The sequence below is a fragment of the Massiliimalia massiliensis genome (assembly GCF_900155615.1).
GTDB lineage: Bacteria > Bacillota > Clostridia > Oscillospirales > Ruminococcaceae > Massiliimalia > Massiliimalia massiliensis.
In genome coordinates this window covers 576,767-602,935 of sequence record NZ_FUHT01000002.1, presented here as the reverse complement: position 1 = coordinate 602,935, position 26,169 = coordinate 576,767, and the positions used below count along the sequence as shown (strand labels likewise).

General features: G+C 48.1%; 29 protein-coding genes and 1 tRNA gene. 29 read left to right on the top strand and 1 reads right to left on the bottom strand.

Annotated features, from left to right (window positions below; genetic code table 11):
• Positions 1 to 39 precede the first annotated feature (39 nt).
• The 9 genes from spoIIP to CZ360_RS02870 all read left to right on the top strand — a co-directional run bounded on the left by spoIIP (position 40) and on the right by CZ360_RS02870 (position 11,340).
• Positions 40 to 1,149 (top strand): stage II sporulation protein P, encoded by a 1,110-nt coding sequence (gene spoIIP, locus CZ360_RS02910; protein ID WP_077532679.1) that lies wholly within the window; start codon positions 40 to 42, stop codon positions 1,147 to 1,149.
• A gap of 62 nt (positions 1,150 to 1,211) precedes the next feature.
• A complete protein-coding gene (locus tag CZ360_RS02905) occupies positions 1,212 to 1,424 on the top strand; it encodes a hypothetical protein (protein WP_143530126.1) in 213 nt (70 codons plus the stop codon).
• A gap of 112 nt (positions 1,425 to 1,536) precedes the next feature.
• The gene (locus CZ360_RS02900; protein ID WP_077532677.1) at positions 1,537 to 1,920 is read left to right on the top strand and encodes a GntR family transcriptional regulator; all 384 of its coding nucleotides are present in this window, start codon (positions 1,537 to 1,539) and stop codon (positions 1,918 to 1,920) included.
• Between the two features lie 31 nt (positions 1,921 to 1,951).
• Entirely contained in the window at positions 1,952 to 2,851 is a 900-nt protein-coding gene (locus CZ360_RS02895; protein ID WP_077532676.1) for an ABC transporter ATP-binding protein, read from the top strand.
• Positions 2,826 to 5,114 (top strand): ABC-2 transporter permease, encoded by a 2,289-nt coding sequence (locus CZ360_RS02890; RefSeq protein ID WP_077532675.1) that lies wholly within the window; start codon positions 2,826 to 2,828, stop codon positions 5,112 to 5,114. The genes CZ360_RS02895 and CZ360_RS02890 overlap by 26 nt, the downstream gene beginning before the upstream one ends.
• Positions 5,115 to 5,247: 133 nt before the next feature.
• Positions 5,248 to 6,585 carry an AI-2E family transporter gene (locus CZ360_RS02885; protein WP_229407970.1) on the top strand — a complete coding sequence of 446 codons (1,338 nt, stop codon included), beginning with the start codon at positions 5,248 to 5,250 and terminating at the stop codon, positions 6,583 to 6,585.
• Between the two features lie 33 nt (positions 6,586 to 6,618).
• Positions 6,619 to 7,524, top strand: a complete 906-nt coding sequence (locus CZ360_RS02880; RefSeq protein ID WP_077532674.1) for a Ppx/GppA phosphatase family protein — start codon at positions 6,619 to 6,621, stop codon at positions 7,522 to 7,524.
• Positions 7,525 to 7,566: 42 nt separating this feature from the next.
• Complete coding sequence (gene ppk1, locus CZ360_RS02875) at positions 7,567 to 9,741, top strand: polyphosphate kinase 1 (RefSeq protein WP_077532673.1); 2,175 nt, start codon at positions 7,567 to 7,569, stop codon at positions 9,739 to 9,741.
• 213 nt (positions 9,742 to 9,954) lie between these two features.
• Entirely contained in the window at positions 9,955 to 11,340 is a 1,386-nt protein-coding gene (locus CZ360_RS02870) for a sodium-dependent transporter (protein WP_077532911.1), read from the top strand.
• A 260-nt stretch (positions 11,341 to 11,600) separates the two neighbouring features.
• Here CZ360_RS02870 and CZ360_RS02860 read toward each other — a convergent pair.
• Positions 11,601 to 11,676 (bottom strand) — tRNA-Lys (locus CZ360_RS02860).
• 290 nt (positions 11,677 to 11,966) lie between these two features.
• Between CZ360_RS02860 and lepA the strand changes: the two genes are divergently transcribed.
• From lepA to rplR, 20 genes are all read left to right on the top strand, one after another.
• Positions 11,967 to 13,769 carry a translation elongation factor 4 gene (gene lepA / locus CZ360_RS02850; RefSeq protein WP_143530125.1) on the top strand — a complete coding sequence of 601 codons (1,803 nt, stop codon included), beginning with the start codon at positions 11,967 to 11,969 and terminating at the stop codon, positions 13,767 to 13,769.
• Between the two features lie 247 nt (positions 13,770 to 14,016).
• Positions 14,017 to 17,568, top strand: coding sequence for a pyruvate:ferredoxin (flavodoxin) oxidoreductase (gene nifJ, locus CZ360_RS02845; protein WP_077532669.1), 3,552 nt, complete (start codon positions 14,017 to 14,019; stop codon positions 17,566 to 17,568).
• A 473-nt stretch (positions 17,569 to 18,041) separates the two neighbouring features.
• Entirely contained in the window at positions 18,042 to 18,353 is a 312-nt protein-coding gene (rpsJ, locus tag CZ360_RS02835; RefSeq protein WP_077532667.1) for a 30S ribosomal protein S10, read from the top strand.
• A 99-nt stretch (positions 18,354 to 18,452) separates the two neighbouring features.
• Positions 18,453 to 19,088 carry a 50S ribosomal protein L3 gene (gene rplC, locus CZ360_RS02830; protein WP_077532910.1) on the top strand — a complete coding sequence of 212 codons (636 nt, stop codon included), beginning with the start codon at positions 18,453 to 18,455 and terminating at the stop codon, positions 19,086 to 19,088.
• Between the two features lie 17 nt (positions 19,089 to 19,105).
• Positions 19,106 to 19,729 (top strand): 50S ribosomal protein L4, encoded by a 624-nt coding sequence (rplD, locus tag CZ360_RS02825; protein WP_077532666.1) that lies wholly within the window; start codon positions 19,106 to 19,108, stop codon positions 19,727 to 19,729.
• Complete coding sequence (rplW, locus tag CZ360_RS02820; protein ID WP_077532665.1) at positions 19,729 to 20,025, top strand: 50S ribosomal protein L23; 297 nt, start codon at positions 19,729 to 19,731, stop codon at positions 20,023 to 20,025. The genes rplD and rplW overlap by 1 nt, the downstream gene beginning before the upstream one ends.
• Positions 20,026 to 20,145: 120 nt before the next feature.
• Positions 20,146 to 20,976 carry a 50S ribosomal protein L2 gene (rplB, locus tag CZ360_RS02815; protein WP_077532664.1) on the top strand — a complete coding sequence of 277 codons (831 nt, stop codon included), beginning with the start codon at positions 20,146 to 20,148 and terminating at the stop codon, positions 20,974 to 20,976.
• Between the two features lie 21 nt (positions 20,977 to 20,997).
• Positions 20,998 to 21,279, top strand: a complete 282-nt coding sequence (rpsS, locus tag CZ360_RS02810) for a 30S ribosomal protein S19 (RefSeq protein WP_077532663.1) — start codon at positions 20,998 to 21,000, stop codon at positions 21,277 to 21,279.
• 22 nt (positions 21,280 to 21,301) lie between these two features.
• Positions 21,302 to 21,637 (top strand): 50S ribosomal protein L22, encoded by a 336-nt coding sequence (gene rplV, locus CZ360_RS02805; RefSeq protein ID WP_077532662.1) that lies wholly within the window; start codon positions 21,302 to 21,304, stop codon positions 21,635 to 21,637.
• A gap of 20 nt (positions 21,638 to 21,657) precedes the next feature.
• A complete protein-coding gene (gene rpsC, locus CZ360_RS02800; RefSeq protein WP_077532661.1) occupies positions 21,658 to 22,356 on the top strand; it encodes a 30S ribosomal protein S3 in 699 nt (232 codons plus the stop codon).
• Positions 22,356 to 22,781, top strand: a complete 426-nt coding sequence (rplP, locus tag CZ360_RS02795; protein ID WP_077532660.1) for a 50S ribosomal protein L16 — start codon at positions 22,356 to 22,358, stop codon at positions 22,779 to 22,781. The genes rpsC and rplP overlap by 1 nt, the downstream gene beginning before the upstream one ends.
• The gene (gene rpmC, locus CZ360_RS02790; RefSeq protein ID WP_077532659.1) at positions 22,781 to 22,978 is read left to right on the top strand and encodes a 50S ribosomal protein L29; all 198 of its coding nucleotides are present in this window, start codon (positions 22,781 to 22,783) and stop codon (positions 22,976 to 22,978) included. The genes rplP and rpmC overlap by 1 nt, the downstream gene beginning before the upstream one ends.
• Before the next feature lie 19 nt (positions 22,979 to 22,997).
• A complete protein-coding gene (rpsQ, locus tag CZ360_RS02785) occupies positions 22,998 to 23,255 on the top strand; it encodes a 30S ribosomal protein S17 (protein WP_077532658.1) in 258 nt (85 codons plus the stop codon).
• Between the two features lie 68 nt (positions 23,256 to 23,323).
• A complete protein-coding gene (rplN, locus tag CZ360_RS02780) occupies positions 23,324 to 23,692 on the top strand; it encodes a 50S ribosomal protein L14 (RefSeq protein ID WP_077532657.1) in 369 nt (122 codons plus the stop codon).
• Between the two features lie 16 nt (positions 23,693 to 23,708).
• Positions 23,709 to 24,032: a 50S ribosomal protein L24 gene (gene rplX / locus CZ360_RS02775; RefSeq protein ID WP_077532656.1), complete on the top strand. Its 324-nt coding sequence runs from the start codon at positions 23,709 to 23,711 to the stop codon at positions 24,030 to 24,032.
• Positions 24,033 to 24,048: 16 nt separating this feature from the next.
• Positions 24,049 to 24,588 carry a 50S ribosomal protein L5 gene (gene rplE, locus CZ360_RS02770; protein WP_077532655.1) on the top strand — a complete coding sequence of 180 codons (540 nt, stop codon included), beginning with the start codon at positions 24,049 to 24,051 and terminating at the stop codon, positions 24,586 to 24,588.
• 14 nt (positions 24,589 to 24,602) lie between these two features.
• Entirely contained in the window at positions 24,603 to 24,788 is a 186-nt protein-coding gene (locus CZ360_RS02765; protein WP_077532654.1) for a type Z 30S ribosomal protein S14, read from the top strand.
• Positions 24,789 to 24,831: 43 nt separating this feature from the next.
• Positions 24,832 to 25,230, top strand: a complete 399-nt coding sequence (rpsH, locus tag CZ360_RS02760) for a 30S ribosomal protein S8 (RefSeq protein WP_077532653.1) — start codon at positions 24,832 to 24,834, stop codon at positions 25,228 to 25,230.
• Between the two features lie 12 nt (positions 25,231 to 25,242).
• Positions 25,243 to 25,785, top strand: coding sequence for a 50S ribosomal protein L6 (rplF, locus tag CZ360_RS02755; RefSeq protein ID WP_077532652.1), 543 nt, complete (start codon positions 25,243 to 25,245; stop codon positions 25,783 to 25,785).
• A 21-nt stretch (positions 25,786 to 25,806) separates the two neighbouring features.
• Positions 25,807 to 26,166 carry a 50S ribosomal protein L18 gene (gene rplR / locus CZ360_RS02750; protein ID WP_077532651.1) on the top strand — a complete coding sequence of 120 codons (360 nt, stop codon included), beginning with the start codon at positions 25,807 to 25,809 and terminating at the stop codon, positions 26,164 to 26,166.
• The last annotated feature ends 3 nt before the right edge of the window (positions 26,167 to 26,169 follow it).

Below are 26,169 nucleotides of genomic sequence, written 5' to 3'. Positions count from 1 at the left end.
ATAGGATATTGAAGTCTAAAAAGTCGGGAGGAACAGAATGTGAAACAAAAGAAGCGGCGAAAGGCGCCTTTGGGGCGAATTTTGCTGAGCCTGGCCGGAGCTGGGGTGGTTTTGCTTACAGCGCCGATGGCCGCAGACAAGTTGTCCGGCCTGACAGCACTGTCGGCCGGCGTTTCATTTTGGAGCGGGCCCGGCAGTATTTCGGACGTTTCCGGAGAGGATACGACTGTCAGCAAAACGTTGATAGATGGTTTTCCGATTAATGATGACGCAGGCCTGATGACCGATGCGGTGTCGTCAGATACCGAAGATGAAGAAGAAACCTCCTCCGCCTCGCAAAAGGAGGAAAAGGTTCCCGACAAACCGGACGACGCGGGAAAAATCATCCGCAAGACCTACAGCGGCGGAAATTCCAGCGCCTATGTCAAGCTGGATCACGGCTATGTGAGGAATCAAACCTCGCTGAGCTACAGCGAGGTGAAAAAACTTGCAGAATCCGACCTGCCCTTTTCGCTGGAGGATACAGATGAGCCGCAGGTGCTGATCTACCACACCCATGCCACCGAAAGCTACATGCCCTTTCAGCTTGACTGGTTTGATAAATCCTGGAAAAGCAGAAGTACAGATGACAGCAAGAATATGACAGCGGTTGGGGATGTGCTGGAAAAGAAGCTGACCGATGCCGGGATCGGGGTGATTCATGACAGGGAGCACTATGACGCCTCTTATACTGGCGCGTATGACCGTTCCCGCGTAATGATTGAAAAAACCCTGAAAAAGTATCCGTCCATCAAGGTTGTGCTGGACGTACATCGGGATGCGATTGGAAGCGATACGATTACCGCTCCGGCAACAACCATCAACGGGAAATCCACAGCGCAGGTGATGATCATTTCCTGCGCAGGAACCAAGACAAAGAGCGTTCCCAATTACAAAAAGAACCTAACCTTTGCCTGCCAGCTTCAGAATATGATGGAACAGGAATATCCGACACTGACCCGTCCGATCCTGTTCTGCAACCGGCACTATAACCAGGATCTTTCAACCGGAGGGCTGCTGATCGAGGTGGGAAGCCACGGGAACACACTGGAGGAAGCAAAAAATGCAATCGGGCTGGTGGGGGACTCCCTCATCAAGCTCTTAAAATGATGTAAAACAAAAGAAGGATGCGCGCGGAGCATGTTTTCGCGTGAGGAAGCAGGAGGATGGAAATGAGGCACCGCAGATGGTGGTTTGCCGTCTCGCTTACACTGTTGATTGTCGTATTCGCAGCCGCTTTTATCTATCTGTATCTGCAGCAGATGACTCCTGTCACTGGGACAGAGCTGGAGCTCAGGGATATCATCCCGGTTGATTTGTCTGGACTTGAGCGGCTTTGGCAGGATATAAGGGATGCAGTGAAAGGGATAGTAAACAAATTATGAACACCTGGAAACCCGGTTGACTTTACATTTTAAAGAGCATATAATTTTAAGTGTACTATTATAAATAGTACACTTATTTTTATGTTAATGATAAACGGGAGAGGGTTATCTTTTGATCGAGTTGGATTTTCGAAGCCGGAAACCGATTTATGAACAGATATGCGAAAAGGTCAAAGAGCTGATTGCGGTCGGGGAATGGAAAAGCGGCGACCAACTCCCGGCGGTACGGTGTCTGGCAAGGGAGCTGGGCATTAACCATAATACGATACAGAAGGCATTTTCCGCATTGGAACGGGAAGGTGTAATCAATTCCGTCGCAGGAAAGGGCTCCTTTGTCAGCGCAATGGCCTCGCAGACGGAGGTATTTAAAAAGCAGGCGCTTGAAGAGATTGAAAGAGTCATTGAAAAGAACGTTGTATACTCCATCACCTGCGAGGATGTGAAGCAATTGGCGGAGCATGTTTTTGCAAAGGAAAAACATGGGAGAGGCGCCTGAGAAATTTTAAATCCGAAAGGATGGGTTAAAAATGATACAGATGACGGAAGTTGTAAAACGCTTTGGTACATATACCGCCCTAAACGGCTTGGGCTGTGAAATAGAGAATGAAACGATTTATGGACTGGTTGGTCCGAATGGCTCTGGAAAATCGACCATGCTGCGGCTGATCGCCGGGATTTACCGTGCGGATCAGGGCGCCGTCTGTGTGGATGATGAACCGGTGTTTGAAAATACAATGCTCAAAAACGATATTTTTTATCTGTCTGATGAGCTGTATTTTCTGCCGCAGTCTACGATGGACATGATGGCGAAATTCTTTTCCGGTTACTATAACCGCTTCAGCTATGAGATATACCAGGATTTATGCCGGATTTTCCCACTGGATACAGGGAAGAAGATCGTTACTTTTTCCAAGGGAATGCAGCGGCAGGCCGGGATTATTTTGGCGCTTTCCTGCCGGCCGAAAATTTTGCTGCTCGACGAGGCGTTTGATGGGCTTGACCCGGTAATCCGGAGCGCGGTGCGCCGGCTTTTGGTCAACTATGTAGCGGAACATGAGGCGACGGTGATCATCTCCTCCCACAACCTGAGGGAGCTTGAGGATCTTTGCGATCATATCGGGCTGCTGCATAAGGGCAGACTGCTGCTTGATCGGGATCTTGACACTCTGCGCCTGGGACTTTGCAGGTTCCATTGCGGCTTCCACAAGGCACCCGCCAGGGATGAATTCCGGGATTTGCAAATTCTGAAGTTTTCAAGTCGAGGGAATCTGATTACCCTTACGGCAAGGGGGAACAGGGAAGAGCTTGAAGACTATCTTGCATCGTTTAACCCGCTGTTTTTAGAATCGCTTCCTTTGACCTTGGAGGAAGTATTTATTCAGGAAATGGAGGAAGCCGGATATGATTTTAACAACCTCGTCCTTTAAGGGAAGTTCCCCAAAGGTTACAAATGTGTTCCGGCATTCTTTCCGCCAGGAAACCCGGCGGAACGTGCCGTTTATCGTGGCGTTCTGCCTGGTGGCAGTTTTCTTCCTGATTATGCCGTGCCTCACCAACCTGATCGACCAGAATTTTTCTTCAGTCTCGGAAAACACTGCAGTTGCAAAAGCAGTAGCGGAAACCTATGATTCGGATAGCAGCACAGCCGCAATCGGCGGCGCAGACGGCCCAACGGGGATTGCCGCGGTTCAACGGCAGCACTACAGCTTTGGGATTGGATTGGGTGCGGTGACTGTTTTGCCGGTAATGGCGTTCATTCTGGGACTTTTACAGTTTGCCTATCTCAGCAGCCGCAGGGCAATGGATGTTTACGGCGCGCTGCCGATTCGAAGGGGAACGTTTTTACGGGCAAAGATGACGGCGGGTGTCGTGATTCTATACCTGCCGCTGATAATATCCTATTTACTGATTTTCCTGGCGAATATCCTGATTGCCGGCTATCACCAATATTTATTGTATGAGCTGCTGGTCGTATTGCTGGACAGCTTTGTACTGGTGATGATCCCTTACTGTCTCACTGTTCTGGTATCTACAATTTCCGGTACAGTGCTGGAAAATATTATTTACCCGGTAACACTGATTTTTGCTCCGGTCATTATCTACAGTCTTGGGATGCAGATTTTCGCAGACAGCATTTATGGCTATGCGGGCGGAGAGATGCAGGAAGTGATCCGGGGATTGCTTCTGCCCTATTATGCGGCATACTATTCTGGCTGCGGCTTGGTTGGGGGCGGCATCACAGACTATCTGCTTACCATCCGGCAGGCTGAGGGCCAGGCGCCCGCGTTTTGGGTTGTGGTACAGCCGCATCTGCTTTCCATTGGCATCTGGCTTCTGCTCTGCACAGGAATTACACTGCTGGCAGTTTTCTGTATGCGGCGGCGGAAAAATGAACGGGCTGGAATCAAAGGCGCTTCCAAAGCGCTGAATGTGATTGCCTGCCTGTCAGCAATTTTGATTGGCTCCCTGCTGGTCATGTGTCTGTTCACGAGCGGATGGTTCTCGCAGAATCCCGTATTTGTCTATATCTGGTTCTTTGCATCGATGATTCTCATATTTGTAATCTATCAGCTTATTACCCTCCAGTCGGCGCGCGCAATGCTGAAAAGCTGGCCGCTCTGTGCGGTATGCGTTGCGCTGGGGATCACCTTCTGTGTGTTTTTATCGACGAATGCCTTCGGCTGGTATATGAGACTTCCGGACCGCGATAAAATTGAAGCTGTCAGCGTGTCCTATACAGGCATTATTGGGGCGGAGGGAGACTATATCCTCTTCGATCCCGAAGAGGAGGAAGAGCTGGCCTTTGACGATGCGCAGATCATTGACCATGTTTATGCGTTCCAGGAAGAAGCGCTGAAAAGGGAGTCAATGGAGGCTGCCGGGGAGGAATGGGGCTATGATTCCGTCCTGATCAAATACCACATGAAAAACGGCTGGACTGTTTCCAGGAATTATCCCCTCAAGACCCAGGCGATGGCGCAGGCGATTGCCCTGCTGAATGAGGATGATAATTTTGTACAGCAGCATCATATCATTTTCCAGGAGAATTTAAGCCGGTATGACGTTGTGAAGGTGTCCGATCCATACCGTACCCGCCTGACGGAAATCCCGTTAGACCAGATCGATATGGATACCCTGCAGCAGGTACTGCAGCAGGATATTCTCGAAGAAACGCTGGAGGATATCCTCACGCCTGCTGAAAAGGAGTATGGATGGATTCAGCTTTGGGACAATGACGCGGCGAATGATGAAGAGAACATGGTGAACGAGCAGATGTCAGTTCTGGTGAAGGGCGGCTACCGCAATACAATCGCCTATCTGGAATCAGTCGGGACGGCTGAGCTTATGGAGCCTGATTTCTCGATGGTGCAGGAGGTCGCTTTGCTGACGCCGGAAGCGGACGAAAACGGAAGCAGCAGCTTCCTATCAGTCTGCCTTTACGGGAATGTTGATAATGCGCTTCATCTCTTCACGAAAAACTGGACCAGCGGCATTACCCTGGCCGAGGATTATGACAGTATGATGACACAGGAATATGCTTCTCTGCAGGCAAATACATTTACCGATCCGGAGAAAATTCAGTCGATTCTGGAGGATTGCTACAACCAGCATGAATATAATGACGAATCCTGTACCGTATATGTCAAAGGGCAGGAAACCGTAACGGAGTTGATCCTTCCAAATCCGTAAAAAATCCGTAAAATAATGGTTAAGAGTGTGCAGATATGGTTGTCTGCACACTCTTTTTGTTGTATACTTAAAATAAGTAGGTGAATAGAAAGGAGAACGCCCATGGGAAGCGGATTTGGGCGGTAATAAAACTGTGAAATATCGTTGGGACAAAAAATATCTGCATTGGGGAATCACAGCGTTTCTCGTCATTATTGCCAGCATCAGCTTCTTTCTGATCCTGTTCCGAATGGATTCGGTCGGAAGGATTCTTTCTGTGATTATCGATGTACTGATGCCGATCATCTATGGGCTTTGCTTTGCCTATCTCCTAATCCCGGTCATGAACTATATTGAACGAAGCATTGTGGCCGGCGTGATGAAGCTTAAGGAAATGCGGCATCAATCGGTAAACCGCGTCCGGCTCAAAAAATTTGCAAGGATGGGAAGCATTTTCCTCACTCTTCTGCTCGCGCTGTTCTTTGTCATTGCTTTATTCAGCATGATTATCCCGCAAATTCTCACCAGCGTGACCAACCTCTTTGAAAGCCTGCCGACCTATGTCAGTAATATGCAGGCCTGGATGTCACAGCTATTGGAGGATAATCCGGATCTGCTGAAAAATGTGGAGAGTATTTTTGAGAGCGTCTCGGAGTATGTCCAAAACTGGCTGAAAAATGATCTTCTGCCGCAGATGAACGAGCTGGTGAAAGGGCTGACCAGCGGGGTTTTCGGCGCGATCAATGCAGTTAAAAATATTCTGATTGGCATTATCATCTCCGTTTATGTAATGGTGAGCAAGGATCTTTTTTCTGCGCAGGCAAAGCGGCTTTGCTATGCGGTTTTGAAGCCGGCTCATGCCAATACGCTCATAGGGGCTACCCGAAAAACACATAAAACCTTTGGCGGTTTTATCACCGGGAAGCTTTTGGATTCTCTGATTATCGGGTTGCTGTGCTTCATTGTAATGAACCTGTTCAACTGGCCGTATGCGCTGCTGATCAGCGTAATCGTTGGTGTAACAAATATCATCCCGTTTTTTGGGCCGTTTATCGGGGCGATCCCCAGCGCTTTTCTGATCCTTCTGGTCGATCCGAAAACCTGCCTGTATTTTGTGATCTTTATTTTAATTCTGCAGCAGTTTGACGGGAATATCCTTGGGCCGAAGATCCTTGGAGATTCCACCGGACTTTCCAGCTTCTGGGTTATCTTTGCAATCCTGATCGGCGGCGGACTGTTTGGATTTGTCGGGATGCTGATTGGGGTTCCGACTTTTGCGGTCATCTATACCTTTATCCGCAGCATGGTGGAAAAACGGTTGGATGAGAAGCACTTTCCAAAAAAGACAGAAGCCTATCAGGAGCTTGACTACATTGATCCGCAGGACGGTACCTTTGTACGGATGGATCAGCATAAGCCTGAAAAAGAAGGGGAGACTCCGGAAGCTGATGACAGCCAGGATGAGAAACCGGAAAATACGGAGGGGGCTTAAAAGCTGCAATTCCACAGGAAAGCAAGGGATATCATGATGAATCAGGCATTGATTGACTTGGGATCGAATACGATAAAACTAGCGGTCTACCGGCTGGACGAGGAAGGATTTACCTGCATCCGGTATGAATCCCGGTATGGATATGTTGTACGGTATATTCAGGCTGGTCAACTGTCAGACGAAGGCGTTGGTCGAATCCGGGAGATTATTACAGAATATCAAGAGATCGCCCGGGAATATAACTGTAAGGCGGAGAATGGCACGCTGCTGTGTTTTTCTACAGCGTCTCTCCGATATATTGATAATATACAGAACGTAATACAAAATATTAAAAAAACAAATAGTATTACTATTTCTCCGGTTTCAGGAGAAGAGGAAGCAAGATGTAATTTTTTCGCCATGCAGTATGCTTCCAAAAGCAGCGACTTTTTCGGCGGCGATATGGGCGGAGGGAGCATGCAGCTTTTCCGGTCTGAGGATAACCGGCTCGCAGGCTATCAGAGCTATCCAATCGGATCGCTGAAGCTTTACCGCGATTTTGTCGAAGGGCCTCTGCCAACCAAGCAGGAGGCAGAGGCAATCGCCGGATATGTGAAAGAGAAGCTGAAGGAAGGAAAGCTGACCGCCGGTACTCCGGCGCCGCTCTATCTGATGGGCGGAACCATCCGGCTGATCACCGGGCTGTTGGGAAAAACAGTCTTTCAGGCGGAGGAGCTCAGTGGCATGACAGAACGGTTTTTGGAATCGCCGGAACACGCACAAAAAGAAATTGAACGGATTACCCCGGAACGATTGAACTCCATCCTGCCGGGCATGATCTGCCTGAACACCGTAGCCGGCTTCTTTGGAGTGGATCAGATGCGGTTTACCGAATCAAGTGTGCGTGAGGGGTATCTTTTGGCGTATGTACTTCCGGGCAAGGGTCAGGCCCGGTTTTAACAGATTGGGACAAAAAAACAGATACAGAAAGGCACGAATGGTATGGCAGGAAAAGAAGGCATAGAAACACTATATACCAATCGCGAATTGAGTTGGATTCAGTTTAACGAGCGTGTCCTGGAGGAATCGGAGGATCAGCGCGTACCGCTGTATGAGAGGCTGAAGTTTGTTGCGATTTTCCAGAGCAACCTCGACGAGTTTTTTATGGTCAGAGTAGGGAGCCTGTATGATCAGACTCTGCTCAAGGAGAAGGTGCTGGATTCCAAAACCCAGATGACCGCGACAGAGCAGCTACAGGCCATCTATAAGCAGGTGCGGTCGCTGCTGCCCAGGAAGGTAAAGGCATATTCCAAGCTGATAGAAAAGCTTTCAGCACAGGGGCTGGAGCAGGTTTCCTTTAAGAACCTGTCCGATCAGGATTTTGCATATCTGAAAGTCTATTTTGAGAAAGAAATTATGCCGCTGACCTCTCCCCAAATTGTTGACAAGCGCCAGCCGTTCCCCTTCTTAAAAAACAAGGGAATCTATGTCGGCGTGCGGATCGCGTCCAAAAGCGGAGCTGTCCGGCTGGGGATCATCTCTGCGGAGGGACACTTCTCGCGGGTTGTTTTCCTTCCGGGAAGAGAAGGAAAGATCCGGTTTGTCCTGGCGGAGGATTTGATCTGCTATTTTGCCGAGAAAATTTTTAACAGACATGATGTGCTGGAAAAGGTCGTGTTCCGCATCACTCGTAATGCTGATATTGATGTAGAAGACGAGATGGTGGATGTTGATTTTGATTATCGGGACGCGATGGAGGAGCTCTTGAAAAAGCGCCGGAAGCTGGCGCCTGTGCGGCTGGAGCTGTCTAATGAGGTAAGCGCGGAAATGGTTGCATATTTCTGCGGGCATTTCTCCTTAAAGGAGGCGCAGGTTTATGTAGATCGGTGCCCGCTTGACTTGTCCTTTGTCTATGCGCTGGAAGGGAAGCTGCCAAACAGCGAATCCTTGCTGTACCGTCCGGTTGCGCCGCAGGTTTCCGATCAGATTAACGAGCGGGAATCGATGATTGCCCAGATCAAACGGCATGATATCCTGTTCCATTATCCGTATCAGTCCATAAAGCCGTTCATTGATCTGCTGAACGAAGCGGCTGGCGATCCGGATGTGGTTTCCATCAAAATCACCCTTTACCGTGTAGCAAAGGACTCCAAGGTTGTACACGCTTTGATGACGGCGGCGGAAAACGGGAAAGAAGTCAGCGTGGTAGTGGAGCTGCGCGCGCGGTTTGATGAGGAAAACAATATCGACTGGTCAAAGCGGCTGGAGGAAGCCGGATGCCATGTGATTTATGGCCTGCCTGGCTACAAGGTGCATTCCAAGCTTCTGCTGATCACCCGGAAAATAGGAAACAAAATCGAATATATCACGCAGATCGGAACCGGAAATTACAATGAAAAAACTGCCCGGCTTTATACCGACCTGTCTCTGATGACGGCGAATCCCGCCGTCGGAACGGATGCCTCTGTAGTATTTAACAGCCTGTTTATGGGCAGTGTGGTAGAATCCTCCTCTCATCTGCTGGTTGCGCCGCTTTGCTTTAAGCCGAGAATTATTGGGCTGATCGACCAGGAAATTGCTTTTGCCCAGGCCGGGGAACCGGCGCAGATTATCCTGAAAATGAATTCTGTGACTGATAAGGTGCTGATCGATAAGCTGATTGAAGCGTCCCGCACAGGCGTACATATAAAAATGCTGGTCAGGGGAATCTGCTGCCTGAAGCCGGGTGTGGCAGGCCGGACAGATAATATCCAAATTTACAGCATTGTCGGGCGTTTTTTGGAGCATTCACGGATTTTTGTATTCGGTTTCCATGACCGGCAGAGAATCTATCTTTCATCCGCCGACTTCATGACTAGAAATACGGAACGGCGGGTTGAGGTAGCTGCGCCGGTTTATGATCCGGATATTCAAAAAGAGGTGCTTCACATTCTGGATGTTCTGCTCAGGGATAATGTAAAGGCGAGAAAGCAAAACAGCAAAGGAATATACACCTATTATCAGGATGGGAAATCTCCTTGGAACGCGCAGGAACAGCTTTGCCTGGAAGCATATGAACGCGCTGAGAAAAAGCGGCAGACCGATGCGCAGGCGCCTGTTCCTCCGCCCAAGAAAAAAGGCAGCCGTATTCTGGAGTGGCTGCACCGGATTTTCAGAGAGAAAAAAGAACACTCCTGATCGTCAAAGCAGGAGCAAAAAAGAGAGGTTTCCGCCTCTCTTTTTTGCTTTGGGAGCTTGTGGGCAGAAACAGGGAAATCCGGCCGGCTTTCGGTAACCGGATTTTTTAGAGACTTGTATAAACGGATGAAACCTGATAGAATAATCTCATATCATACGGAAGAAGCTAAAGGAGAAAAGGAACACATCTACGACAAAAAGGAGGACGACACTTTGCAGCGTGAAAAATTTTCTTCCCGGCTGGGATTTCTTCTCATTTCCGCCGGCTGTGCAATCGGACTCGGAAACGTATGGCGGTTTCCATTTATTACGGGAAAGTACGGCGGGGCGGCATTTGTCCTACTGTATTTGGTATTTTTAGTCATATTGGGACTTCCTATTATGGTAATGGAATTTGCTGTCGGACGGGCGAGTCAGCAAAGCGTAGCGCGCTCCTTTGATGAGCTGGAGCCAAAGGGAAGCAAATGGCATTTGCATAAATATACCGCGCTGATCGGTAACTATCTGCTGATGATGTTTTATACGACCATCGGAGGCTGGATGCTGCTCTACTGCGGAAAGATGCTGAGCGGAGAATTTATCGGGCTTGGCTCAGAGCAGGTGACCCGTGTGTTCCAGGAGATGAAGCAGCAGCCCTCTGTTATGATGGCTGCAATGGCTGTTGTTGTGATCGGGTGCCTTGCCGTATGCTCCTTTGGGCTGAAAAACGGAGTGGAGAAGATTACAAAGGTGATGATGCTCTGCCTGCTGGCTATTATGGCGGTGCTGGCGATCCATTCCTGCACGCTGTCCGGCGCAGGCGAGGGCTTAAGCTTTTACCTTCTCCCGGATTTTCAAAAACTGACGGAATACGGGATTTTTAACGCTATTTTCGATGCAATGGGACAGGCGTTCTTCACATTAAGTATTGGAATGGGATCGATTGCTATTTTCGGTAGCTATATCGGAAAGGAACGTTCCCTGACCGGGGAGGCTGTCCGTGTGACGCTATTGGATACCGGCGTCGCGTTAATGGCTGGACTGATCATCTTCCCGGCCTGCTTTACCTTTGGCGTAAACCCGGGGAGCGGCCCGGATTTAATCTTTATCACCCTGCCAAACGTGTTCTCCTCTATTCCCGGCGGAAGGATCTGGGGAACCTTGTTTTTTGTTTTCCTGCTGTTTGCGGCCTTGTCTACGGTAATTGCCGTGTTTGAGAATATCATCGCGTGGTGGATGGACGAAAAGGGCTGGAGCAGAAAAAAGGCAGTTTTGATAAGCGGAGTTTCCCTGCTGATTTTATCTGTCCCATGTGTACTGGGCTTTAATCTGTGGAGCGGGTTCCAGCCGTTGGGCGCAGGTAGCAATATTATGGATCTGGAGGATTTCCTGGTGAGCAACAATATCCTGCCGCTGGGTTCCCTGGTTTATCTGATGTTCTGCACCAGCCGGTATGGCTGGGGTTGGAAGAGTTTCCGGGCGGAGGCAAATACTGGGCTTGGACTTCAGTTCCCGGGCTGGGCGAGGATATATGTCACCTATATCCTGCCGGCGATCATTCTGGTTGTTTTTATTCAGGGATATATCGCAAAATTTTTTCCGCAGATATTGGGTGGATAGATAGAAGAAAATAACCCAACAGAGACCTGCTGAATTTGTTCCGCAGGTCTCTGTTCTGTATTATATTAGGGATGTATATTTCGCGATATTACCATTTTGGCGGAACTATCTGGGCATGTTTGCTGCCCGGCGCGCAGCAGCATTTGATTTCTTCTCTGTTGAAGAAACCCCTGAATGAACCCGCCCAAGAACATAAAAGCTTTTTTATAAAAATTTTTTCATATGCAAAAACCCCGCTATCGTTTGATAGCGGGGTTTTATGGTGATCCACCGGAGATTCGAACTCCGGACCCTTTGATTAAAAGTCAAATGCTCTGCCAACTGAGCTAGTGGATCATCTATATAAAGCACTGACAAAGGCATGCCCTTTAATCGAGTGCTTTATTATTATATCAATCCCGCCCTGAAAAGTCAACATTTTTTTTCTTTTCCGGGAAGAAATATAAGAATGCACAGATTTGCTGCTGAAACAAAAATCGTTTTTGGGCAATCGTCTAAAAAGACGATGAACACTGCATTTTTTGCAGAAAAAATGGATTGCGAATCATTGCGCGATATGATATGATGTAGGAGAAATTATAAAGATGCTATATATATAATGAAAGAAGAAAGGTTTGGTAGCTCAGTTGAAGAAGGAAAATATCCGCAACTTTTGTATCATTGCTCACATTGACCATGGCAAGAGTACGTTGGCTGACCGGATTCTGGAAAAGACCAGCACTGTTGCGCAGCGGGATATGGAAGAACAGCTTCTGGACGATATGGATATAGAACGGGAACGCGGGATTACAATCAAGGCCCGTGCTGTAAAAGTTAATTACCAGTCTCAGAATGGAGAAGAATATGAGTTTAACCTGATTGACACACCGGGACATGTTGACTTTAACTATGAGGTTTCCCGCTCATTGGCCGCGTGCGAGGGGGCTTTGCTGGTGGTAGACGCTTCCCAGGGAATTGAAGCGCAAACTTTGGCAAACACCTATCTTGCCTTGGAGCACGACTTGGAGGTAGTGCCGGTCGTCAATAAGATCGACCTCCCGTCGGCCGACCCGGAACGTGTGTGTCACGAAATTGAGGACGTCATTGGGATTCCCGCTATGGATGCCCCTAGAGTTTCCGCAAAGATCGGGCAGAATATCGAAGAGGTGCTGGAACGGATCGTCACAGATATCCCGGCGCCCAAGGGTGACGAGAAAGCTCCCTTGCAGGCTTTGATCTTCGATTCCTATTATGATTCCTATAAAGGGGTTATTGTATACATCCGGGTGAAGGAAGGGACTGTCAAGGTTGGAGATACCATCCGGATGATGGCAACCGGCGCAGAATTTTCTGTTGTTGAACTGGGGTATATCGGCGCGCGGAGCATGATCCCATGCGGGCAGCTTTCCGCCGGCGAGGTTGGGTATATTGCCGCGAGCATCAAAAATATCGGTGATACAAATGTCGGCGATACGGTCACCTTAGCCGAGCATCCGGCGGCGGAAGCGCTGCCTGGATACCGCAAGGTTAATCCAATGGTGTTTTCCGGGATTTATCCGGCGGACGGCGCGAAATACGGCGATTTGCGGGAAGCGTTGGAAAAGCTGCAGCTCAATGACGCCTCTCTGACCTTTGAACCGGAAACCTCCAAGGCGCTGGGCTTTGGGTTCCGATGCGGATTTTTAGGGCTGCTCCATATGGAAATTATGCAGGAACGCCTGGAGCGGGAGTTTAACCTTGATCTTGTCACCACAGCGCCGTCGGTTATCTATGAAATCCTGTTAACCTCCGGCGAGATCATCTATATTGATAACCCAAGCAACTATCCTGATGTAGCTGCCATTGCAGAGGCGAGGGAACCTATGGTCAAGGCGGACATTTTAACGCCGGTTGAGTTTGTCGGAAACATTATGGAGCTCTGCCAGGAGCGGCGGGGGATCTTCAAGGATATGAAATACCTGGAGGAAACCCGGGTAGAGATGCATTACGAGCTTCCGCTCAATGAAATTGTGTATGATTTTTTTGACGCGCTGAAATCCAGAACAAAGGGATATGCCTCCTTTGACTATGTGATGAACGGCTATCTGCCGAGCCAGCTTGTCAAGCTGGATATCCTTTTGAACGGCGATATTGTGGACGCGCTGAGCTTTATTGTCCACCGGGACAAGGCTTACAGCCGCGGTCGGAAGATCGCGGAGAAGCTCAAGGAGAATATTCCGCGGCAGTTGTTTGAGGTGCCGATCCAGGCTGCTGTCGGCGGGAAGATTATTGCCCGGGAAACCGTCAAGGCGATGCGCAAGGACGTTTTGGCAAAATGCTACGGCGGAGACATCACCCGGAAACGGAAGCTTCTGGAAAAACAGAAGGAAGGAAAGAAACGGATGCGCCAGCTTGGGAGCGTGGAGGTTCCGCAGGAGGCGTTTATGTCCGTACTAAAGCTGGATAGCTAGAGAAAAAGGGAGGCGGAGCCTGCGGCACCGTCTCCTTTCCGCGTATTATTTAGGCGGGCATAATCAGTGTCGATATCCCCTTTTTTACAATCTATTAACAAAAACAGCCTTCGTGGCTGATTCGGGAAAGCGTTTTATGGCTAAATATCGTCATGTTACCTATTTACAACCAGAATGAATCGTGATAAAATGAAGAAGAATGAAAAAGTTCTACTTTTCTCATACAAGTTTTAAGGAGGAAAAATTCATGGCAAGAAAAATGAAAACTATGGATGGTAATACCGCTGCCGCTCATGTTTCTTATGCCTTTACCGAAGTCGCTGCAATTTATCCGATTACACCGTCTTCCAACATGGCTGAAGTAACTGATAAATGGGCTGCTGCAGGTATGAAAAACATTTTTGGGGAGACTGTTAAAGTCGTTGAAATGCAGTCCGAAGCTGGAGCTGCCGGCGCAGTTCACGGTTCTCTGTCTGCTGGTGCGTTAACCACCACTTACACTGCTTCCCAGGGCTTATTGCTCATGATCCCGAACATGTATAAAATTGCCGGGGAACTTCTGCCGGGCGTAATCAACGTTTCTGCCCGTGCGCTGGCTTCCCACGCGCTTTCCATCTTTGGTGACCACCAGGACGTATATGCGTGCCGTCAGACCGGTTTTGCAATGCTGGCTTCCACCAACCCGCAGGAGGTTATGGACCTGGGTGCTGTTGCGCATCTGTCCGCTATTAAAGGAAAGGTACCGTTCCTGCACTTCTTCGATGGGTTCAGAACCTCTCACGAATACCAGAAGGTTGCTGCTTGGGATACCGAAACCCTGAAAAACATGGCTGACATGGATGCCATTGCCGAATTCCGCAAAAATGCCATGAATCCGGAACATCCTTATCAGAAAGGTACCGCCCAGAACCCGGATATCTTCTTCCAGGCAAAAGAAGCTGCGAACAAATATTATGAAGAGCTTCCGGCTGTTGTTGAAGAATACATGGACAAGGTTAACGCTGAAATCGGTACTGATTATAAACTCTTCAACTACTATGGCGCTGCGGATGCAGAGCATGTTATTGTAATCATGGGTTCTGCTTCTGATACAGTTCAGGAAACCATCGATTACCTGAATGCCAAGGGCGGAAAATACGGTATGGTGAAAGTCAGACTGTACAGACCGTTCTCTGCAAAACACCTGATCGATGCTATTCCGGATTCTGTAAAACAGATTTCTGTCCTTGACCGTACAAAAGAACCGGGCGCGCTCGGTGAACCGCTCTTCCTGGATGTTGTTGCTGCACTGAGAGACAGCAAGTTCAAAGACGTTCCGGTATTCGGCGGACGCTACGGCCTGGGCTCAAAAGACACTACTCCGGCTCAGATCGTTTCTGTGTTCAAAAATACAGAAAAGAAACACTTCACTATCGGTATCAACGACGACGTTACCTGCCTGTCCCTGCCGATCGTAGAAGATCCGGATACAACCCCTGCTGATATCAAGAGCTGCAAATTCTGGGGCTTGGGCGCTGACGGTACTGTTGGTGCAAACAAAAACTCCGTTAAAATTATCGGCGACCACACTGATATGAACGTACAGGCTTATTTTGATTACGACTCCAAAAAGTCCGGTGGTATCACAGTGTCCCACCTGCGTTTTGGTAATTCCAAAATTACTTCTACCTACCTGATCAAAAAGGCTGACTTCGTTGCTTGCCATAATCCTTCTTATGTCAATAAATACGATATGGTTTCCGATGTGAAACCGGGCGGCGTATTCCTTCTGAACTGCGGCTGGACTGTGGATGAAATGGAACAGCATCTGCCGGGTCAGATGAAACGCTACATTGCTCAGAACAACATCCAGTTCTATACCATCGACGGTGTTGAAATTGGTAGAGAAATCGGCCTGGGCGGAAGAATCAACACTGTTTTGCAGTCTGCATTCTTCAAGCTGGCTGATATTATCCCTGCTGACGACGCGATTAAATACATGAAAGACGCTGCTACCGCTTCTTACAGCAAGAAGGGTGAAGCAATCGTCAAGATGAACCACGAAGCAATCGAACGCGGCGCAAAGGAAGTAAAGAAGGTAGAGGTTCCGGAATCCTGGAAAAACGCTGCCGACACTGATTTGACCGTAACTGCAACCGGCGAGAACGCTGATCTGGTAGGATATGTAAACGATATCCTGATCCCGGTTGCCGCACAGGAAGGGAACAAGCTCCCGGTATCTGCTTTTGCCGGCAGAGAAAACGGTGTGGTTCCGCTCGGTTCTTCTGCATTTGAAAAGCGTGGTATCGCAATCGATGTTCCGGTTTGGAATCCGGACAATTGTATCCAGTGTAACTTCTGTTCTTACGTATGTCCGCATGCGGTTATCCGCCCGGCTGCTATGACGGAAGAAGAAGCTGCTGCTGCTCCGGAAGGCATGAAGATGACCGCTATGACCGGTATGGCAGATAAGAAATTCTCTATGACAATCTCTGTTCTGGACTGCACAGGCTGTGGCTCTTGCGCAAACGTCTGCCCGGGCAAGAAGGGTGAGAAGGCTCTGGTTATGCAGCCTCTGGAAACCCAGGAAGATACCCAGGTTTACTTTGACTATGCCTTCAAACTGCCGGAAAAAGCAGATGTTGCTGAAAAGTTCAAAGAAACAACTGTTAAAGGCAGCCAGTTCAAACAGCCGCTGCTTGAATTCTCCGGCGCTTGCGCGGGATGCGGCGAAACCCCGTATGCAAAACTGGCTACACAGCTTTACGGCGACAGAATGTATATTGCAAATGCTACCGGCTGTTCCTCTATCTGGGGCGGTTCTTCCCCGTCTACTCCGTATACTGTAAACAAGTCTGGTTTTGGTCCGGCTTGGGCAAACTCCCTGTTTGAGGATAATGCTGAATATGGCTACGGTATGTACCTGGCTCAGAAAGCGATCAGAGACAAACTGGTTGGAAAGACTCAGGAACTGATTGCGGTTGACTACTGTTATGCCGGCCTGAAAGAGGCTGCTCAGAACTGGCTGGATACACTGGAAAACGGCAAGCTGAACACTCCTGCTACTGCAGCTTATATTGCGGCTCTGGAAGATTGTGTAATCGAGGGCTGCACCTGTGAGGCCTGCGCGTTAGGACGTGAAATTCTGGCTGAAAAAGACTTCCTCTGCAAGAAATCTGTATGGGTTCTCGGCGGAGACGGATGGGCTTACGATATCGGATTCGGCGGGCTGGATCACGTCATCGCTTCCGGCGAAGATGTCAATATCCTCGTATTTGATACCGAAGTTTACTCCAACACCGGCGGCCAGGCTTCCAAAGCAACACCGGTCGGTGCAATCGCACAGTTTGCTGCTGCCGGAAAACAGGTTAAGAAAAAAGACCTTGCTGCAATCGCAATGAGCTACGGCTATGTCTATGTTGCTCAGGTTGCTATGGGCGCTGATTATAACCAGTGCATGAAGGCGTTTGTGGAAGCAGAAAGCTATCACGGCCCGTCTGTTATCATCGCTTATGCTCCGTGTATCAACCACGGCATCAAGGGCGGTATGAGCATCGCGCAGACTGAAGAGAAGAAAGCGGTTGCTGCTGGCTACTGGCACCTGTTCCGCTTTGACCCGCGCCTTGTTCTGGACGGCAAGAACGGATTCCAGTTGGATTCCAAGGCGCCGACTGCAAGCTACAATGACTTTATCATGGGCGAAGTCCGTTACAATGTTTTGGCTCGTTCCAATCCAGATCGTGCGAAAGAGCTGTTTGAACAGGCTGAAAAATATGCTCAGGATAAATATGCTCACCTGGTTGAATTGGCTGGCAAATAATCGCTTTGCCGATACAAACAAGAATGTTGACTCCCCGTCTGATGACGGGGAGTTTTCCTTTAAAACACGAATGGTAAAAATACACAAAAACAAAAGAAAAAATTCTGTTATAATCTACACACATATTTTTGCGAAAAGCTTGCAAAACCGCATCGGATATGGTATTATAACACTTGCGTGACTGCGACAGATATGCGTTGAAGCGGAAGGTTGCCGCACTTTGTGCGGGTTTTTTCGTGGAGTATGTCCGATTTTAAACCGGGCGACCAATTTTGAACAGTTGTTTCGTAGCTAGCAATATCCCTGCGGGCTTGCGCCGCAGATGTGATTGCCGATTAACGCTATGGAAGAATTCTGCCCCGGAAAAACTTTGCGTTTTTTCGGTTTTTTGTTGCCGGGATGTGAAACACCCGGAGGCGTGTTCGGAATTTGTCAAACCCCCAGTTATGTAAATTATTAAGGAGGCGATGACAGTGGCAGTCAAAGAAAAAATCAGAATCAGACTGAAAGGTTATGACCACAGCCTGGTCGACGCTGCGGCAGCGAAGATCGTTGAAACAGCAAAGAGAACAGGTGCTAGGGTTTCGGGGCCGATTCCGCTCCCGACTCAGAAAGAGGTTGTAACAATCCTCCGTGCTGTACACAAATATAAAGACAGCCGGGAACAGTTTGAAATGAGAACCCACAAGAGACTTATCGACATTCTCAGACCGTCCAACAAAACGGTAGAAGCAATGCAGAGTCTGGAACTTCCTGCTGGCGTAGATTTCGAAATCAAGCTCTAACCCCGAAGCCATACGCGAACAGGTCATGTTGGCCAATGTGTCAACCAATAACCTAAAAAGGAGGAAATGCTGATTATTAGGGAATCAGCAGAAAGCAACATGAAAAGTGCTATTATCGGAAAGAAAATCGGTATGACCCAGATTTTCGACGAAGCTGGAAAAGTAATTCCAGTAACCGTCATCGAAGCAGGCCCGTGCGTAGTTGTTCAGAAAAAAACCACTGAAAACGACGGCTACGAAGCAGTACAGGTCGGTTTTGGAGACATGAAAGCAAACAGAGTCAACAAACCAATGAAAGGCCACTTTGCAAAAGGCGACGTCGCTCCGAAGAGAACCCTCAAAGAGTTCAAATTTGACGACTGTGCAGCGGTAAATGTTGGTGATATCCTGAAAGCGGACGTATTCGCTGCCGGCGATATTGTTGATGTAACCGGCACCAGCAAAGGTAAGGGTTATGCGGGTACCATTAAACGTTATAATGGTTCCAGAATCAAAGAAACCCACGGTTCCGGTCCGGTTCATAGACACGCGGGTTCCATGGGCGCTTGCTCTGACCCGTCCAGAATCTACAAGGGCAAAAAAATGCCAGGTCACATGGGCGCTGAAACTGTTACAGTCCAGAACCTGGAAATTGTAAAAGTTGACGCAGAAAACAATTTGATCGCACTGAAGGGTGCTGTTCCGGGCCCGAAAAACGGGATTGTTACAGTAACCACCAGCGTGAAGAAAGCTTAGTGGAAGGAGGAAGCAATATGCCAAGAGTTCAGGTTTATGATATGAACGGTGAAAAGCTCAAACAAATGAATGTTTCGAAAGAAATTTTCGGGATTGAGCCAAACGAAGCAGTTATGCATATGGCTGTTGTGAACTACCTTGCAAATCAACGTCAGGGTACACAGTCCACGCTGACCCGTACAGAAGTGCGCGGCGGTGGACGGAAACCGTGGAGACAGAAAGGAACCGGTCATGCAAGACAGGGTTCTATCCGTGCTCCGCAGTGGCGTCATGGTGGTGTGGCTTTAGGGCCGAAACCGCGTGACTACAGCTACTCCTTAAACAAAAAGGTTAAGAGATTAGCGATGAAATCCGCTTTGTCCGATAAAGTGTTAAATAAAAACATGATCGTTCTGGACAAACTTGTTCTGGAAGATTACAAAACAAAAGCGGTTGTTTCCATGCTCAAAGCATTGGGCGTTGACGGGAAAGCATTGGTTGTAATGCCGGAAATCGACAGCAAGGTGCTCAAGAGCGCAGGCAACATCGATGGTGTTGAGACCACTTTGGTCAACACACTCAACGTTTACGACATCCTCAACAGCGATAAGATCGTGACGACTGTTGATGCCGTGAAGAAAATTGAGGAGGTGTACGCATAATGATTAAAGTTGCTCAGGATATTATCATTAAGCCGATCATCACTGAAAATTCCATGATGGCTCAGGAATTTAAAAAATACACCTTCAAAGTTGCGAAGAATGCAAATAAAATCGAAATTGCGAAAGCGGTAGAAGAACTGTTTGGCGTTAAAGTGGCTAAGGTGAATACCATTAGCGTAAAGGGCCGTTTTAAAAGAATGGGCCGCAGCGAGGGCTATAAGCCGGATTGGAAAAAGGCTGTCGTTACTTTAACCGAAGGTTCTAAAACGATTGAATTCTTTGAAGGAATGCTGTAATCGGGCAAATGCCTGATGATTTGGGAGGGCGATCCCTCTCAGGTGATGTATGAGGCAACCCTTTCTGAAACCGAAAGGAAAGTACCTCGCTAAACCGAAAATAAGGAGAGTGAAACCGTAATGGCTATCAAGTCTTACAAACCGACAACCCCGTCCAGAAGACAGATGACTGTCACTGATTACAGCGGGCTGTCCAAAGTTGCTCCTGAAAAAAGTCTTTTAGAAAGCTTAAAGAAAAATTCAGGCCGTAACAGCTATGGTAGAATCACTGTTCGTCACCGTGGTGGCGGAAACAGAAAAAAATACCGTATCATCGATTTCAAGAGAGACAAAGCGGGCAACGCGACCGTCCTGTCTCTGGAATATGACCCAAACCGTTCCGCTCATATTGCCCTGCTGCAGTATGAAGACGGCGAAAAGAGATATATCATCGCTCCGCTTGGCCTTAATGTTGGCGACGTAGTCAGCTCCGGCCCGGATGCTGATATCAAACCGGGCAACGCGCTGCCGTTTGTCAACATCCCTGTAGGTACCTTTATCCACAATGTGGAGCTGTATCCGGGAAAAGGCGCTCAGCTCGTCCGTTCTGCCGGCAACCAGGCTCAGTTGATGGCAAAAGAAGGCGCCTATGCGCTGATCAGACTGCCGTCTGGAGAGCTGAGAAATGTTCCGGTTGAGTGTATGGCGACTGTTGGCCAGGTTGGAAACACCGACCACGAAAACGTCAACATCGGTAAAGCTGGTAAAAAACGTCATATGGGCTGGAGACCGACCGTTCGCGGTTCTGTCATGAACCCATGCGACCACCCGCACGGTGGTGGTGAGGGTAAATCCCCGATCGGCCGTCCGGGACCTGTATCTCCGTGGGGCAAACCGACCCTGGGTTACAAAACCCGAAAGAAACATCATCGCTCCGATAAATTTATCGTAAAACGCAGAAATGATAAGTAAGTGAAGGGAGGCAGATGAATCATGGGTAGAAGCATTAAAAAGGGACCTTATGTACAGCCGGTCCTGTTAAAAAGAGTTATCGCAATGAATGAAGCTGGTGAGAAGAAGGTTCTGAAAACCTGGAGCCGTGCTTCCACTATTTTCCCAGATTTCGTTGGTCATACATTCGCAGTACATGACGGGCGCAAACACGTTCCGGTTTATGTAACGGAAGATATGGTAGGTCATAAGTTGGGCGAATTCGCTCCGACCAGAACCTACAGAGGCCACGCTGGATCGAAAACTTCAAATAATGGTAAATAATAGGCCGGAAGGAGGATTTTAAATGGAAGCAAAAGCACATTTAAGATATGCCCGTATTGCTCCTCGCAAGGTCCAGATTGTTCTTGACTTAATCAGAGGCAAAGACGCCGACATGGCAATGGCTATCTTGAAACACACACCTAAAGCTGCTTGTGAACAGCTTGAAAAACTTCTGAAATCGGCCATTGCTAATGCAGAAAACAATCACGCTATGGATAAAGATAATCTTTATGTCGCTGAGTGTTTTGTTTGCCCGGGTCCTATTCTGAAAAGAATCAGACCAAGAGCACAGGGCCGTGCATTCCGAGTTCTGAAAAGAACATCCCATATTACAATTGTTCTGAAAGAAAAGGAATAAGCTGAAAGAGGAGGTAAACTATGGGACAAAAAGTAAACCCACATGGATTGAGAGTGGGCGTTATTAAGAATTGGGATTCCCGCTGGTTTGCGAAAGACAGCACTTTCGGCGATACTTTAGTGGAAGACTATAAAGTCCGTAAGTTCTTGAAGAAAACCTTATATGCAGCCGGCGTACCGCGTATCGAAATCGAGCGTGATGCGTTAAAAGTAAGAATCCACATCCACTGCGCGAAGCCGGGTATTGTTATCGGCAGAGGCGGTTCTGAAATCGAAAAACTGCGCAAACAGTTGGAAAAAATGCTGAACAAGCCGGTTATTGTCAACATTGTTGAGGTAAAACAGCCGGATTTAAGCGCACAGCTTGTAGCTGAAAATATTGCCGGACAGTTGGAACGCCGTGTTTCCTTCCGCCGCGCGATGAAACAGGCAATCGGCCGTACCATGAGACTGGGCGCAAAGGGAATCAAAACCCGCGTATCCGGACGTTTGGGCGGCGCTGAAATTGCCCGCAGCGAAGATTACCATGAAGGCACCATCCCGCTGCAGACCCTGCGGGCTGACATCGACTATGGTTTCGCTGAAGCCGACACCACCTATGGTAAAATCGGCGTTAAGGTTTGGATCTATAAAGGCGAAGTTTTGAAAGGAGAACTGCCGAAGGTAGAGGCTCCGAGAAACAATCGCAGAAGACCTCGCAGGGAAGGAGGAAGTAAATAATGTTATTGCCAAAACGTGTAAAACACCGTCGCCAGCAGCGCGGCAGAATGAAAGGGAAAGCCACCCGCGGCAACTTTGTAAGCCACGGCGAATACGGCATCCAGGCTTTGGAACCAGCATGGATTACTTCCAACCAGATCGAGGCCGCTCGTATCGCGATGACCCGTTATATCAAACGTGGTGGTCAAGTTTGGATTAAAATTTTCCCAGACAAACCGGTTACACAGCAGCCGGCTGAAACCCGAATGGGTAAAGGTAAAGGCTCCCCGGAATACTGGGTAGCGGTTGTAAAACCGGGCAGGGTTTTGTTTGAAATCGCAGGCGTTTCTGAAGAGATCGCCCGTGAAGCAATGAGACTCGCGATGCACAAGCTTCCGTTGAAATGTAAGTTTGTGACTAAGGAAGAAACAGGTGGTGAGCAATAATGAAAGCTAATGAAATCAGAGAAATGTCACTTGTTGAATTGAATCAGAAACTGAGAGATCTCAAAGCAGAGCTCTTCAACCTTCGTTTCCAGCTCGCTGTGAATCAACTTGATAACCCAATGCGGATCAAAGCGGTCAAAAAAGATATTGCTCGCATTCAGACGGTGATTCGTGAGCAGGAACTGAAAGCGGAATAATAGGAAGGGAGATTAAGCGATGAGTGAAAGAAACCTCAGAAAAACAAGGGTCGGCATGGTAGTCAGCGACAAGATGGACAAAACCGTAGTTGTTTCCATTGCTGACAATGTCAGACACCCTCTCTATAAAAAGATCATCAAGCGCACCATTAAGCTCAAGGCACATGATGAAACCAATATGTGCGGCGTCGGCGATAAAGTGATGCTGATGGAAACCCGTCCGCTGTCCAAAGACAAAAGATGGAGAGTTGTTGAAATCGTAGAAAAGGCGAAATAAGCCTTTGTGGAATTTCAGCTACTTTGGTTCAAGTATATTTTCGTTAAAACCGAAAGGAGGAACGCACTGTGATTCAGATGCAAACTTACCTGAAGGTTGCCGATAATACCGGAGCAAAAGAATTGATGTGTATCCGCGTATTAGGCGGTTCCCGCAGAAGGTACGCTAATATTGGGGACGTCGTTGTAGCTTCCGTGAAAAAGGCTGCACCGGGTGGCGTTGTCAAAAAAGGCGATGTTGTGAAAGCAGTAATCGTTCGTTCAGCAAAAGGTTTGCGCCGTGATGATGGATCTTACATCAGATTCGACGAAAACGCTGCTGTTATTATTAGAGAAGATAAAAACCCAAGAGGCACCCGTATCTTTGGGCCGGTTGCAAGAGAGCTTCGTGATAAAGATTACATGAAGATTTTATCTCTGGCTCCGGAAGTGCTGTAATGGGAGGTGCGATGAGATGAATAAGAAATTGCACGTAAAAACCGGCGATACCGTTATGGTTATTTCCGGAAAAGATAAGGGCAAAACAGGGAAAGTCCTGGAAGTAAGCCCGAAAGAAGGCAAAGTCATTGTTGAAGGCTTGAACATTGTCACCAAGCACCTGAAGCCGAGAAGGATGGGTGAAACAGGCGGGATTGTAAAAGCCGAAGGAGCTCTTTATGCCTGCAAAGTAATGCCTGTTTGCCCGAAATGCGGAAAGCCGACCAGAGTTGGCCACGCAGAACAGGACGGCAAAAAGGTTCGTGTCTGCAAACATGCGAACTGCGGCGAAACATTTTAAGTAAGGAGAAGAGAGTATGGCAAGATTAAAGGAATATTACCAGAAAGATGTTGCTCCGGCTTTGATGAAAAAGTTCGAGTACAAAAGTGTCATGCAGATTCCGAAGCTTGATAAAATCGTCGTGAACGTTGCTTGCGGCGAAGCAGTAAGCAATTCCAAAATTTTGGATTCCGTTGTAGGTGATTTGGCGAAGGTTACCGGTCAGAAGCCGCTGATCTGCCGCGCTAGAAAATCAGTTGCAAACTTCAAACTTCGTGAAGGCATGCCAATCGGCGCGAAAGTAACGCTTCGCGGCGAAATGATGTATGAATTCCTGGATCGCTTCTTCAACGTAGCGCTTCCGAGGGTTCGTGACTTCAGAGGAATTAACGCAAACTCTTTCGACGGCAGAGGAAACTACTCCGTCGGTCTGAAAGAACAGCTTATTTTCCCTGAAATTGAATATGATAAAATTGATAAAATCCGTGGTATGGATATTTCATTTGTTACAACAGCAAAAACCGACGAAGAGGCCCGCGAGTTACTAACTTTGATGGGCGCTCCGTTCGCTAAGTAAGGGAGGAACTGAAAATGGCTAAGAAGTCTATGATCAACAAACAGCAGGCCGCTCCGAAGTTTTCCACCCGTGCTTATAACAGATGTAAAATCTGCGGAAGACCGCACGCTTACCTGAGAAAATATGGTATCTGCCGTATTTGCTTCAGAGAGCTGGCTTATAAAGGACAGATCCCAGGAGTTAGAAAAGCAAGCTGGTAAAATGCTTAAAAAGCTGTAAGCACGAGCAAAGGAGGTTGACCAAATGCAAATCACCGATACTATTGCTGATATGCTGACCAGAATCAGAAATGCAAATTCAGCAAAACACGAAACGGTGGACATTCCGGCATCCAATATGAAGAAGGCTATCGCCCAGATTCTGGTGGATGAAGGCTATGTGAAAGGTTTCCAAGTAATTGACGATGGAAAACAGGGCATTATCCGTATGACATTGAAATACGGTGAAAACAAAACTCAGATTATTACAGGGTTGCGCAGAGTATCCAAACCGGGTCTGCGAATCTATACAAGCTGTGAAGACATGCCGAAAGTCATGAAGGGCTTAGGAATTGCGATCGTTTCTACTTCGAAAGGTGTTATGACCGACAGAGAAGCAAGAAAACAGAACGTAGGCGGCGAAGTCTTAGCATTTGTTTGGTAAGGAGGAACACGAATGTCTAGAATAGGTAGAAAACCGATCGATGTTCCCTCCGGAGTAGAGGTAAAGCTCGACGGCCATCACATCACTGTGAAGGGCCCGAAGGGAACTCTCGAACGCGATTTACATCCGGATATGGTTGTTACCGTTGAGGGCAGCGTCATCAACGTAACCCGTCCGAGTGAAACAAAACAGCACAAGGCTCTCCATGGATTAACCAGAACACTGATCTCCAATATGGTGGTCGGCGTTTCGGAAGGGTTCAAGAAAGAGCTCGAAATCCAGGGTGTTGGTTACCGTTGTGCAAAACAGGGCAAAGACCTGGTTATGAACCTGGGTTACTCCCATCAGGTCATTGTGCCGGAAATCGATGGCATCTCGATCGAAGTGCCGGCTCAGAACAGAATTGTCATCAGCGGGCCAGACAAGCAGAAGGTTGGCCAGTTCGCTGCTGAAGTTCGTGAAAAACGTCCGCCGGAACCTTACAAAGGAAAAGGTATTCGTTATCTTGGCGAATATGTACAGCGTAAGGAAGGAAAAGCCGGTAAGGGTAAATAAGGTTAAAGGAGTGACTGACAAATGGTGAATAGGCCTGATAAAAATAAGGCTAGATTAAAAAGACACCGCAGAGTCCGTGCAAAAGTGTCTGGAACTGCAGCGTGTCCGCGCCTGAACGTATTCCGCTCCAGTAAGCATATTTATGCACAACTGATCGACGATGTGAACGGCGTAACTTTGGTTTCCGCTTCTTCTATGGATAAAGAATTCGAAGGAGTTGGCGGCAACAAGGAAGCAGCAAAAAAAGTAGGTCAGTTAGTGGGTAAAAGAGCTGTTGAAAAGGGGATCGAGACTGTCGTATTTGACCGTGGCGGTTACCTCTATCACGGAAGAGTGAAAGAATTAGCTGATGGAGCCCGTGAGAGCGGCCTCAAATTCTAAGAG